This window comes from Streptomyces sp. NPDC006544 (assembly GCF_040611715.1).
Taxonomy (GTDB): domain Bacteria; phylum Actinomycetota; class Actinomycetes; order Streptomycetales; family Streptomycetaceae; genus Streptomyces.
Map to the genome: position 1 here is coordinate 22,333 of NZ_JBEXOV010000010.1, position 12,283 is coordinate 34,615.

At 71.5% G+C, this 12,283-nt stretch carries 8 protein-coding genes; 4 read left to right on the plus strand and 4 right to left on the minus strand.

What is annotated here, in order from left to right; translation table 11 throughout:
• Position 1 precedes the first annotated feature (1 nt).
• From ABZY44_RS07375 to ABZY44_RS07390, 4 genes are all read left to right on the plus strand, one after another.
• Complete coding sequence (locus tag ABZY44_RS07375) at positions 2–1,006, plus strand: sugar ABC transporter permease (protein WP_356650865.1); 1,005 nt, start codon at positions 2–4, stop codon at positions 1,004–1,006.
• Positions 999–1,886 carry a carbohydrate ABC transporter permease gene (locus tag ABZY44_RS07380; RefSeq protein WP_356650867.1) on the plus strand — a complete coding sequence of 296 codons (888 nt, stop codon included), beginning with the start codon at positions 999–1,001 and terminating at the stop codon, positions 1,884–1,886. The genes ABZY44_RS07375 and ABZY44_RS07380 overlap by 8 nt, the downstream gene beginning before the upstream one ends.
• On the plus strand, positions 1,883–3,292 hold the full coding sequence (locus tag ABZY44_RS07385) for a GH1 family beta-glucosidase (RefSeq protein WP_356650869.1): 1,410 nt from the start codon (positions 1,883–1,885) through the stop codon (positions 3,290–3,292). Before ABZY44_RS07380 ends, ABZY44_RS07385 begins: the two co-directional genes overlap by 4 nt.
• 204 nt (positions 3,293–3,496) lie before the next feature.
• Positions 3,497–4,414: an NADP-dependent oxidoreductase gene (locus ABZY44_RS07390; protein ID WP_356651028.1), complete on the plus strand. Its 918-nt coding sequence runs from the start codon at positions 3,497–3,499 to the stop codon at positions 4,412–4,414.
• A gap of 148 nt (positions 4,415–4,562) precedes the next feature.
• Here ABZY44_RS07390 and ABZY44_RS07395 read toward each other — a convergent pair whose 3' ends face one another.
• The 4 genes from ABZY44_RS07395 to ABZY44_RS07410 all read right to left on the minus strand — a co-directional run bounded on the left by ABZY44_RS07395 (position 4,563) and on the right by ABZY44_RS07410 (position 12,238).
• A complete protein-coding gene (locus ABZY44_RS07395) occupies positions 4,563–6,296 on the minus strand; it encodes a discoidin domain-containing protein (protein ID WP_356650871.1) in 1,734 nt (577 codons plus the stop codon).
• A 41-nt stretch (positions 6,297–6,337) separates the two neighbouring features.
• The gene (locus ABZY44_RS07400) at positions 6,338–7,411 is read right to left on the minus strand and encodes a DUF1996 domain-containing protein (protein WP_356650873.1); all 1,074 of its coding nucleotides are present in this window, start codon (positions 7,409–7,411) and stop codon (positions 6,338–6,340) included.
• Positions 7,412–7,532: 121 nt separating this feature from the next.
• Positions 7,533–9,725 carry a discoidin domain-containing protein gene (locus ABZY44_RS07405; protein ID WP_356650875.1) on the minus strand — a complete coding sequence of 731 codons (2,193 nt, stop codon included), beginning with the start codon at positions 9,723–9,725 and terminating at the stop codon, positions 7,533–7,535.
• A 386-nt stretch (positions 9,726–10,111) separates the two neighbouring features.
• Entirely contained in the window at positions 10,112–12,238 is a 2,127-nt protein-coding gene (locus ABZY44_RS07410) for a poly(A) polymerase (RefSeq protein ID WP_356650877.1), read from the minus strand.
• Between the last annotated feature and the right edge of the window lie 45 nt (positions 12,239–12,283).

The following is a 12,283-nucleotide window of genomic DNA, read 5'->3' on the forward strand; positions in this document are numbered from 1 at the left end:
CATGCCCGTCGCACCCGTCGCACCCGTAGCGGAAAAGCCGGTCGCCCCGGCGGGGAGGGCCAGGCGCACGACCGCACGCGTGCGCCGCCCCGGCCGCAGGCGCCGCGCCGCCCTGCCGTACCTCCTGCTCCTGCCCGCCCTCCTGCTCGAACTGCTCATCCACCTGATCCCGATGGTCATGGGCATCACGATGAGCTTCCGGCAGCTGACCCAGTTCTTCATCCGGAACTGGTCCAGCGCCCCCTGGACGGGCTTCGACAACTACGAACTCGCCGTCGACATCGACAAACCCGTCGGCGAGGCCCTGCTCCACTCCTTCTTCACGACCATCGGTTTCACCCTCCTCTCGGTGGGGCTGTGCTGGTTCCTCGGCACCGCCGCGGCCGTGTTCATGCAGGAGACCTTCCGAGGCCGCGGCATCCTGCGGGCGCTGTTCCTGATCCCCTACGCGCTCCCGGTCTACGCGGCCGTGATCACCTGGGCGTTCATGTTCCAGCGGGACAACGGCCTGGTGAACCACGTCCTCCACGACCAGCTGGGCATCGGCGGTGCCACCCACACCTTCTGGCTGCTGGGCGACAACAGTTTCTGGGCACTGCTGATCATTTCCGTGTGGAAGGGCTGGCCGTTCGCCTTCCTCATCGTCATGGCGGCGCTCCAGAACATCCCCAAGGACCTCTACGAGGCGGCCGCGCTGGACGGGGCCGGCATCTGGCAGCAGATCCGCCGGATCACCCTGCCCTCGGTCGGCGCCGTCAACCAGGTACTGATCCTGGTGCTGTTCCTGTGGACCTTCAACGACTTCGGCACGCCCTTCGTGCTGTTCGGCAAGTCCGCACCGGAGGCGGCCGACCTCGTCTCCATCCACATCTACCAATCCAGCTTCGCGACCTGGAACTTCGGCACCGGCTCGGCCATGTCCGTCCTCCTGCTGCTGTTCCTCCTCCTGGTCACCGCCGCCTACCTCGTCCTCACGACGCGGGGACGGAGGAACTCCGATGCCTGACCCCGTCCGCCGCCGCTCCCGCGGCCGCGCGCGGTCACCCCTGGACCCGCCGGCGTCCTTCAAGGTGATCCGGGCGGTCTTCCTCACCGTCCTCGCCGTCTTCGTCATGGTGCCCGTCTACGTGATGGTCACCAGCTCCCTCAAACCCCTCAAGGACGTGGCCGGCCAGTTCCGCTGGATCCCCAGCGGACTGACGATCCGCCCCTACATCGACATCTGGCACACGATCCCGCTCGCCAAGTACTTCGTGAACTCCCTCATCGTGGCGGGCGCGGCCACCGCCTGCTCCGTCGTGATCGCCGTCTTCGCGGCGTACGTGGTCAGCCGCTACCGCTTCCGCGGCAAGCGCCTGTTCACGGTGACGGTGCTCTCCACCCAGATGTTCCCCGGGATCCTCTTCCTCCTCCCGCTCTTCCTGATCTTCGTGAACATCGGCAACACCACCGGGATCGCCCTGTACGGATCCCGGGGCGGGCTGATCCTCACCTACCTCACCTTCTCCCTCCCCTTCTCCATCTGGATGCTCATCGGGTACTTCGACTCGGTACCCCGCGACCTCGACGAGGCCGCCACCGTGGACGGCTGCGGCCCCCTCGGCGCGCTCCTGCGCGTGGTGATCCCGGCCGCCGTACCCGGCATCGTCGCCGTCTCCGTCTACGCCTTCATGACCGCCTGGGGCGAGGTCCTCTTCGCCTCCGTCATGACGAACGACGCCACCCGCACCCTGGCCATCGGACTGCAGGGCTACTCCACGCAGAACGACGTCTACTGGAACCAGATCATGGCCGCCTCGCTCGTCGTCAGCATCCCCGTCGTCGCCGGATTCCTGCTGCTGCAGAAGTACTTGGTGGCCGGACTCACGGCAGGAGCCGTCAAATGACCCTTTCCGCAGAACGCCTCGACGCGGCACGCACCGGCACCGCCCGTACCGCCGCCGCGCCCGCCCCGATCGACCTCGGCGCCCTGCCCCGCGACTTCGTCTGGGGCACCGCGACCTCCGCCTACCAGATCGAGGGCGCCGTGGCCGAGGACGGCCGCGCCCCGTCCATCTGGGACACCTTCACCCGCGTCCCCGGCGCCATCGACGGCGGCCACGACGGCGACACCGCCTGCGACCACTACCACCGGTGGCAGGGCGACATCGACCTGATGCGGCAGCTCGGCACCAACGCCTACCGGCTCTCCGTCGCCTGGCCGCGCGTGCTGCCCGGCGGCGACGGCCCCGTCAACGACAAGGGCCTCGACTTCTACGACCGGCTGATCGACGGACTGCTCGCCGCGGGCATCGAACCGTCCGTCACCCTCTACCACTGGGACCTCCCCCAGGCGCTCCAGGACCGGGGCGGCTGGCCCGAGCGGGCCACCGCCGAGCACTTCGCCTCGTACGCCGGCCTCGTCGCGGAGCGCCTCGGCGACCGCGTCACCCAGTGGGCCACCCTCAACGAGCCGCTCTGTTCGGCTTGGATCGGCCACCTCGAAGGCAAGATGGCCCCCGGCGTCAGCGACCTCACCGCCGCCGTCCGCGCCTCCTACCACCTGCTGCTGGGCCACGGCCTGGCCGTCCAGGCCGTCCGCGCCGCGGCGCCCGGCGCGCAGATCGGCATCGTCAACAACCTCTCCACCGTGGAACCGGCCACCCACGGCGACGCCGACCGGGCCGCCGCCCGGCGGATGGACGGCCACGTCAACCGCTGGTGGCTCGACCCCGTCCACGGCCGCGGCTTCCCCGCGGACATGCGCGAGGTCTACGGCGTGGACCTGCCCGAACGCCCCGGCGACCTCGAGACCATCGCCGCCCCCCTCGACTGGACCGGCCTGAACTACTACTTCCCGCAGGTGGTCACCGCCGACCCGCACGGCGCCGCCCCCTACGCCCGGATGATCGACCGGCCCGGCGTCCCGCGCACCGGAATGGACTGGGAGGTGGACGCCGACGGCCTGGAGACCCTGATCATGCGCCTCACCGAGGAGTACGGGGCCCGGCGCATCCTCATCACCGAGAACGGCTCCTCCTACCCCGACACCGTCGCCCCCGACGGCAGCGTCCACGACCCGGAGCGCACCGCCTACCTGACGGCCCACCTGGCCGCCTGCGCCCGCGCGGCCCGCCGCGGCGCCCCCCTGGCCGGCTACTACGCCTGGTCCCTGCTCGACAACTTCGAATGGGCCTACGGCTACGACAAGCGCTTCGGGCTGGTCCACGTGGACTACGCGACGCAAGCGCGCACGGTCAAGACCAGCGGCAGGCACTACGCGGACGTGATCGCCGCCCACCGGGCCCTGTAACCGGTCCCACCCGCACGCCACGCACCTCCTCCCGCGCGCGGGCCGCCACACCCCGCGCGTACAGCCCGCCCGCACGACCCGGCCGAACCGCCGCGCCGCGCCCGCCCTTCCTCCCCGGGCGGGCGCGGCATTTCGTGGTGGGATGGGCGGGGGGCCACCTGACACGGAGAGGCGAGAGGTATGTCCGAGGACCAAGAAGGCACCATGCGGGCGATGACGTACAAGACGTACGGCGGGACGGAGGTGCTCTCCGAAACCCGGATCCCCGTCCCCAAGGTCGGCCCCGGCGAGGTCCTCGTCCGCGTCCGCTGCGCCTCCGTCAACCCGGTCGACTGGAAGATCATGGCGGGCGGGCTCGACGGTCTGATGGACGTCGTGTACCCGGTCGTACCCGGCTGGGACGTGGCCGGAACGGTCGAGTACGCGGGCATCGACACCCCCGAGTTCACGGCCGGCGACGAGGTCGTCGCCTACGCCCGCAAGGACTACGTGCACGGCGGCACCTTCGCCGAGTTCGTCACCGTGCCCGTACGGGCCCTCGCGCGCAAGCCCGTCAGCCTGAACTGGCAGCAGGCCGCGGGGCTCCCGCTGGCCGGCCTCACCGCGTACCAGCTGCTCACCCGCCTGAAGACCGGCAAGGACGACACCGTCCTCGTGCACGGCGCCGCGGGCGGCGTCGGCTCCTTCGGCGTGCAGATCGCCCGCGCGCTCGGCGCCCGAGTGATCGGCACCGCCTCCCCGCGCAACCACGACCGGCTGCGCGAACTGGGCTGTGAGCCCGTCGAGTACGGCGAGGGCCTCACCGACCGGGTCCGCGCGCTGGCGCCCGACGGGGTCACCGTCGTCGCCGACTTCGTCGGCGGGGTCCTCGACACCACCCTGGCGGTCCTGGCCGAAGGCGGCCGGCACGCGTCCATCGCCGACCACGACGTGCTCGGCGCGGGCGGCCAGTGGATGTGGGTACGGCCCGTCGGCGAGGACCTCGCCGAGCTGGGCAGGCTCGCCGACGCGGGACAGCTCGGCGTCACCGTCGCCGAGACCTTCCCGCTCTCCGACCTCGCCGCCGCCTTCGAGCTCAGCCAGGCCGGCCATACCGCGGGGAAGATCGTCGTAGAGATCTGAGCGGAGCCGGGCGGGGTCCGTCCGAAGGAGAGGGAGCCCGCGTCCCCGCCCCGGGACGCAGCCCCGTCCCCGCCCACTGGACGCGACCGCGCGCCGCCCGGGTCAGATCCGGACGGCGCGCGGGGTTGCGGGGGCGTCTTGCCGAGGATCAGGCGTAGACGCCGAAATGGAACAGGGAGTAGCCGTAGCCGGTTCCCCGCTGGGTCATGTCCAGGCGCACGTACCGGCCCGACGCGTTGATGTCGAAGTCGTCGATACCGCCGTCGCCGTTCGACGTGGCGTACGCGGTACGCCAGTTCTGGCCGTCGTCCGACACCTGGAGCGTGTACGCCTTCCCGTACGCGCTCTCCCACACCACCTGCGCGTGCTTGAGCTGCTTCACCGCACCCAGGTCCACCCGCAGCCACTGCGGGTCGGACCACGTGCTCGCCCAGCGGGTGGTGTCGTTCCCGTCCGTGGCCAGCTGGGGGCCGCACGGACAGCCGCCGTAGCCGTCGTTCTGGAACGTCGAGGAGGTCGTCGGCCGGTTCAGCGCCACGTTCGTCCCCGCCACGGGCGGCGGGACCACCTTCACGGAGCGCTGCTCGACGCCCACGTTGCCCCGGCCGTCCTTGACCTTGACGTAGAGCTTCCACACCCCGGTCCTGGCCGGGGCGGTGACCTTGAGCGTGCCGTTGCCCAGGTTCGTGAACGGCACGGACACCAGAGCGTTGCCGCCGTCCACGTACTTGCCGCCCCACAGCACCTCGTACGCGAGCTGGTCGCCCTCGGGGTCGGTCGCCGGAGCGCCGACCGTCACCTCCTTGCCCGCGGGGACGGCGCCCGGGTCGGGGACCGAGGGCACGGAGACGGTCGGCGGCAGGTTGTCGCCGGCCGTGTTGCCGCCGTACGCCCGCTTGACCGCGTAGTACATCGTGCGGCGCTCGCCGGCCGGGGTCAGGTTGAACCAGTGGCCGCCGAAGTCGTACTCGGTGCCGTAGTGGAAGACCGTCGCGCCCAGCGCCACCCCCCGGTGGCCCGTGACGCAGCTCCACGCGCGGGTGTACCCCTCGGCCTTCGCCCGGTCCCCCGGCTCCAGCGGGACGCCGTTCGCGTCGTCCGGGACCTCCCACTCACCCGCCGGGCCGGTCTCCGTGACGATGTACGGCTTGGAGTAACCACCCTGCTCCCACGCCTGCTTGATCCCGCAGGCCTCCTTGTAGGAGTTGACCGCGTAGAGGTCCAGATCCGGGGAGTTGCGCTTGTAGTACGTCCAGGCGCCCACCCACGCGTCGGTGGAGGTGACGGGGTGGTTGGCGTCGGTGCGGTGGATGGCCTTCGCCACGTCGTTCACGAACGTCGTGTACGCGTTGCGCTGGTTCTCCAGCTCCGTGCCGCTGTAGCAGTTCTGCAGACCGAGCACCGACTCGTTGCCGACGTTCCACATCAGCACGGCCGGGTTGTCGCGGTAGGCCTGCACCCACTTGGTGAACTCGGCCAGCATGTTGTTCTTGTACGTCGTGTCCGTGACGTAGTTCGTGCAGCCTCCGCTGCCCGGACCGCCGCCGGGCTGGAGCCAGAAGCCCGCCACGACCTTGATGTCGTTCGCGGCGGCGGCGTCGAACAGCTGCGCGCTGCTCGCGTCCGTGCCCCACGTGCGGATGGTGTTGGCGCCCAGCGACTTCACGTCGGGGAGCAGGCGCGCGGCGTCGGCGGGGGAGGGCCCCCAGGTGACGCCCTTGACGAGGTACGGAGAACCGTTCACGGTCAGCTGCCAGTTGCCCTGGGAGCCGGTCACCTTCACCACGCTGCCGACGGCTTGCGCCGGGCCCGCGGGAACGAAGGTGACGACGCCCGCGAGCAGGGCGGCGGTGGTGACGGTGCTGCGCATGCGGGAGAGCATGCAGGAACCTCCTTGAGGGGGAGTGGGGGAAGGGGGGCGTGCTACGGAAGCCGGCCGTCGGAGCCGAGGACGGTGCCGGCCTCCGGGTGGAACTGGTCGTAGCCGCGGTTGTTGCACTGGAGGCCGCCGTTGATGCAGTGGTCGACCATGGCCTTCAGGGTGCGCTCGTCCCACGCGTTGAAGAAGTCGTAGTGGAAGGAGTGGCCCGACCCGCTGGACAGCCTGACCTGTGACATGTCACCGCTGACGGGGAAGGCCATCTTGAACTCGACCATGGGGACCGCGACCGGGTGGCTGGGCGGGCAGACGTTGTCGTTGTTGCCGGGCTTCGTCACCGGGTAGGCCATGTGTGCCTTGTGGTCCGGGGTGTCGAGGTTCTTGCCGTCCCAGCAACTGGGCGACTGCATACGGATGTTGAGCTGGGTGCCGGCCGGGCAGCTGGCCGGGAACTCCGTGTTCTTGAAGCTGTCGCCGCACTCCCAGCCCTCGACCCAGCCCTTGTTGGCGCGGAACTCGGCCGCGGTCTGGGTCGGGCTGCCGACGAGGAAGCGCAGACCCTTGGGGAAGGGGCGCACGCTCGTGTAGTCGGTGACCCCGGTCTTGTAGTAGATGACCTGAGGGCCGGTGGGCAGGACCTTCCGGGTGCCGTCGAAGAGCGTCGGCATCCAGTAACCGGACAGGTCGCCGAGCGCGGTGCAGGCCGTGCCGCCGGCGCTCAGGGAGGCGGTGGTGCTGTCGGCGTTCGTGCCGGTGTTGCCCATGAAGGTGTGGTCGTGCGAGGCGCCGGGCCGGCCCGCGAACACGATCGGGTCGTCGGGCGCGGTCTTGGTGACCGCACAGTTGGCCTGGAACTCGTGGAAGTAGCGGTCCGGCGGGTTGTTCCAGGACGGGGTCACGCCGGTGACCTGCGGAACGGCCGGGATGTAGCCGTCGCCGTCGGGGTCGTCGCCCGTGGCGAGCGGGGCCACGGCGGCGTGGTTCATGTTCAGGTGGACGGCGGCGGTGCCGGGGGTGGCCTGCGCGGTGAGCGCGGTCGCGCCGAGACCGGCGGCCGCGGTCACGGCGACGGCTGCCGAGACCAGCAGGGCGGACAGGGCCCGCGGTCGGAGTTTCATTGCTGGGGCTCCTTCGGGGTGGTGGGGCGGTTCTGAAAGAGCTGGGAGAGCGCTCTCTCAGGGGGCCCGGAAAACGCGGGGCGGCCGGTGGCCGCCCCGCGAACCGGGGATCAGGGGTGGATCAGGGGAACGAGACGACGGTGGACGGGGTGGTCGACGTGCCCGAGGTCGGGGCGCCGGTGTTGTTGACGACGTGCTCGTACTGGCCGTTGCCGCCCAGCGAGACCACGAGGAGGTCGTGGAACTTCACCCCGGGCTTCACCGGGACCTCGAAGCCGTGGTCCTGACGGATCGTCGGATCGACGTTGAAGTAGCAGTAGCTGCCCAGTCCCCAGCCCTCGTGGGTGTTGACCGAGTCGGCCACCTTGTAGGCCGCGAAGCCCTTGACGGAGCCGTTCTGGACGGCGGCCTGGTTGGGGGCGTCGTACGCCTTCTCGTTCTGGAAGAAGACCGTGCGGCCGCGCTCGCCGTTCCACTCCACGTCGTACTTGTTGAAGTGCTCGACGAAGAGCCCGGTGGCCAGCACGTCGTCACCGTTCACACGGAACCCGTAGTCGGAGCGGTTGGTCTCCCAGCCCACCCCGTCCCCGTGGTCGGCGCGCCAGATCCAGGTGTGGTCGACGATCGTGTCGTGGTTGTTGATCACCATGCCGGCCGTGGCCTTGCCGGCGCCGGCGCCGCCGACCCGGATGAACACGTCCTGGACGGTGGTCGGGTTCGCACCGTGGTCCGTGGTGGTGCCGGCCGGGCCGACCTCCAGCAGGGTGGGGGAGTTGACGGTGCCCGCGTCGATCAGGAAGCCGGCGAGCTTGACGCCGTCCACGTCGGCGACCTTCATCGCCGTCACCCCGTTGTCCGGGATGATGGTGGCGAGGCCCAGGCCGAGGACGACCGTGTCGGCGCGGTTGACCTGGATGGTCCGGTCGACGTGGTAGACGCCCGGGGTGAAGAGCAGGTGCAGGCCCTGGGCCAGCGCCTGGTTCATCGTCGCGGCACTCGTGCCCGGCTTGACCACGTAGAACCGGCTCAGCGGGACCGAGGTGCCCTGCGGTGCGCCGTTGCCCCAGGACGTGCCGCGCGCGTTCACGCGCTTGGCCGGGACGAAGACCTTGTACTCGGATCCGTCCAGGTAGAGGAAGGGCTTCTCGCGGGAGACGGGGGTGGTGTCCAGGGTGGTGTAGCGCGGCTCCGGGAAGCTCTGGGCGGGCGCGCCCACGGTGCCGGAGAAGACCTGGTTCCAGACGCCGTTGGACCAGCCGCCGATCGAGCTGTCACGGGTGTACCACTGCTGCTGGGAGTAGTTGCCGATCTGACCGTCGATCTTCGAGTCGGCGATGTAGCCGCCCGAGGCCCAGCCGTAGCCGTCAGGGGCGAGGTTCAGACCGCCCTTGACGTGCATCCGGCGGAACGGCGCGGCCTGCGAGACGGCCCAGCGGTCGGTGCCGTTGACCGGGTTGAGGGCGAGGTTCTCGGCCGAGCGCCAGAAGTTCTGGGTGGCGTTGCCGCCGAACCAGCCGGCGTCGACGGTCACGTCGCCGTTGATGGTGGTGTCGTCGGGGTTCAGGCCGAGACCGGAGATCGAGGTGTAGAAGCCGATCTGGGCGTTGAGGCCGTTGTAGGTGCCCGGCTTGAACAGGAACTGGTAACGGCCGGAGCCGAACTGGGCCGACTCCTGCTGGGCGAAGACCTGGTCCAGCTTGGCCTGGATGTTCGGCGTGGAGGGATCGAAGACGATCACGTTGGGGCCGAGGTCGCCGCCGCCGGGGAGGGTCGGGCCGGTGCCGCCGGCGGTCCCGTAGACCTGGAACTCCCAGAGCGAGTAGCCGTATCCGGTGGTCCGCTGGGTGCCGTACACGCGGACGTAGCGGGCGGTGCCGGTGATGTCGTGGGTCTGGACGCCACCGGTGCCGTTGGCGGTCGAGTACGCGGTGGACCAGTTGGCGCCGTCGGTGGACAGCTCCACCCGGTACGCCTTGCCGGCGGCCGTCTCCCAGCGCAGGACGACCTGGCTCAGCTGGGCCGGGGCGCCGAGGTCGACCTGTATCCACTGGGGATCGGCGAACTGGCTGGACCAGCGGGTGCCGTTGTCACCGTCCACGGCGGCGGAAGCGGGTGTGCCGGCGCCCTCGGTGGAGGAGGCGGTGGCCGGCTTGCCCTGGGAGAGGAGAGTGGGCGCCGCGGTCGCGGCGGTGCTCGGGAGGAGCACGAGGAAGGCGGCGATCAGCGAGGCCGCGAGCGCGGCGACGGTCAGCCGCGAGGGGCCGCGCCGGGCTCGGAGGGATCGGCGTGGGGGGTGATCGGTGTGCAGGGGCATGCGGGGCAACTCCTGACGTCGAGGATCCGGGGAGGATCGAAGCGTGAGTGAACTGCCCTGCGCGAGGTGCCGTCAAGGGTTTGAGCGTTCATGAACTGAAGATCCAATGACGTGTCAATCACGCATCAGGCCTGTGAACTTGGGGTTTCTTCAATCCTTGTGAAAAGTATTGACGAAAAAACGTGCCAGGTCTCTACTGAGGCTCTGACCGCTCCGTCTCGTCCTGCCCGCGAGGGCGGGGCGGAGCCTCGGTCGAAAGCCCTCGACAGGTTCGGGGAGAGGAATCCGATGGGTGTTCAAGGGCAGCGCTGTGTTCGTTACTTGTCGTCACCGGGTGCAGTGACTGACTCCCGCACGGACTGCCGTGGCAGGGCTCCTTCGGTTCCTCAGGAGAGGTCGGGGACGGCCCCGCACTCCGCCCAGGTCACTTCCGTGCCGGGAAGCGTCGCCGACCACGAACCCGTGAGGCCGGCCAGGGCGGTCGCGTCCGGCGGCGTCGGGCCGAGGCCCACCGCGTACCGGGCCAGGACCGGCGTGCGCGCGAAGGGGCGTGGCCAGGCGTGGGCCTCCGCGAGGCCCGATGCCGTCAGGACGCCGAGCAGGGCGCGCATCCGCCCGCGCGTCCGGCCGAGGTTCTCCTCGAACTCGGCGGGCCGGGCCGCCGTCACCGTGACCACGGCCCAGGCGGCGTGCCGCCGGTGCGGGGACGTCGGGCCGGGCGCGGAGCGGCCCGCGGGTCCCGCGTCGAAGGCCTCCCAGGCGGCGTACAACTCCCGTACCAGCAGATCGCGCAGGCCGGGCCCCACCTGGGTGGTGCAGCTGCGGACCGGGGCGGAGGGGGTGAGGACGGTGAGCGCGGCGCCGTCGGCGATCGGCTCCGGACCCGCGCCATGGTCCGGGTCCGGGCGGGCGGTGGACCCGCCGACCTGGGCCGGGGTCGGTTGCGGAGCCGGAGACAGGGCCACCGGTACGCGCCAGTCCCAGGCGGCCCAGGTGGCGAAGAACGCGTGGAGCAGCGGACCGGGGGAGAGGTCCGGGGCGGTGTGCACCGTGCGGGCGGCGAGGACGGTCCAGGCCAGGCCGGGGAGACCACCGAACGGAGCCGAGTCGAGGCCGCGGGAACGGGCCCAGAGCTTCACCTCACGTGCCAGTCGGGCGAAGGCCGTGTGGTCCGGGCCCACGAAGGCCAGTACCGCCTCCGCGTCGCTCACCGCGCTCAGTGCCACCGCCTCCGCCCCGCCGAGCGTCGTCCGCCGGGCCACTGCCTCTTCGGGAGGCGTCGACCCGGCGGCGACGACCACCAGATCGACGTCCAGTGCTCTCGCGGTGGGCCCGGTCGTACCGGTCCGGGTCGTATCGGCCCGGGTCGTATCGGTCCGGGGCGTCGCGGACCAGGTCGTGTGCGGCCGGGTCGTGCCGCGCCCGGGCGGGGCGGACCTGCCGCCGGTCGGCCTGCCGCCGTCATGTCCGGTGGTGCCCGGTCCGGGCGCAGCGGGTCCGGCCACGTGGAAGCGCAGCCCCGGTACCCGGGAGCCCTTCACTTCGCGGAGCCGCTGCGCCTCCGGGAGCGCGGCGGCGATCCGCGCGCGCACGTCGACGCCGTCGACTGCCCCCGGCAGCACCGCCACGAGGTCGAGGTCGGCGCCCGCCGACGCGCAGCCCATCCGCCGCGAGCCGACCACGTGCACGACGCCCTCGGGCAGCGCCGCCGCGATCCGTCCGGCGATCCGTGATGCGCTGCCCGCCGCTGCCGCTGCCGCTGCCGCTGCCGCTGCCGCTGCCGCTGCCACGCTGTGCGCCGGCGTCCTCCCCCGGTCCGGCCCCCGGTCCTGCCCTCGGCCCCGGACGTCGCCCCGCACGTCGTCCCGCACGTCGTCTTGCGCGTGCTCCCGTGCCGCGCCCCGGTCCGCCGACGCTTCGGCCGCCCGGTCCGTCCACGGATCCGCGACGGCCGCGCGCGCCGGCTCCGTCGCCCACCGGACCTCACCGGTCCCGAGCTCCACCGTCGCCCGGACCTCCATCGGCCCGTCCCCGCGCCGTGACAGCACGGCGAGCGATCCGACCCGTGCCGTCCGGCCGCCCCCGAGCCGCGCGGCGAACTCCGCTTCCGCCCGCCGCGGGTCACGGCTGCGCCCCAGGGTCAGGTGCGGTGTGTAGCCCCCGCTTCCGCCCCGACCCCGCCCCCGGCATCCCGGGAACCGTTCGCCGAGTGCTCGCCGCAGCTCCTGCCACGGCTCGTCGCCGGCCGCGGCGGGGTCCAGCCACAGGGTCGGGCCGAAGGCGTACACGCCTTCCAGCCGCGCGGTGAACGCCCCCGTGCGCGCCGCGACGTCGGCCAGGAGCGGCAGCGCCTGCTCGAAGGAGGACTCCGGTACGAAGCCGAACAGCAGGTTCACGTGGGCCGGCCAGCGCTCCGCCTGCGGGTCGTGCTCCCGCCGCACCGCTTCCACCGCCGCGTCGTGCGGGGCCAGCCAGGCCACGGCCGTCCGCGGGGTCGGTCGTACGTCCAGCACCGCGGGGGGCCGTGTTCACCCGCGGCCCCGAACTCCAGCGTGGCC

Excerpts from the sequence above, each read along its gene's own strand:
- ABZY44_RS07375 (WP_356650865.1), top strand. The coding sequence starts at position 2 with ATGCCCGTCGCACCCGTCGCACCCGTAGCGGAAAAGCCGGTCGCCCCG.
- ABZY44_RS07380 (WP_356650867.1), top strand. The coding sequence starts at position 999 with ATGCCTGACCCCGTCCGCCGCCGCTCCCGCGGCCGCGCGCGGTCACCC.
- ABZY44_RS07385 (WP_356650869.1), top strand. The coding sequence starts at position 1,883 with ATGACCCTTTCCGCAGAACGCCTCGACGCGGCACGCACCGGCACCGCC.
- ABZY44_RS07390 (WP_356651028.1), top strand. The coding sequence starts at position 3,497 with ATGCGGGCGATGACGTACAAGACGTACGGCGGGACGGAGGTGCTCTCC.
- ABZY44_RS07395 (WP_356650871.1), bottom strand. The coding sequence starts at position 6,296 with ATGCTCTCCCGCATGCGCAGCACCGTCACCACCGCCGCCCTGCTCGCG.
- ABZY44_RS07400 (WP_356650873.1), bottom strand. The coding sequence starts at position 7,411 with ATGAAACTCCGACCGCGGGCCCTGTCCGCCCTGCTGGTCTCGGCAGCC.
- ABZY44_RS07405 (WP_356650875.1), bottom strand. The coding sequence starts at position 9,725 with ATGCCCCTGCACACCGATCACCCCCCACGCCGATCCCTCCGAGCCCGG.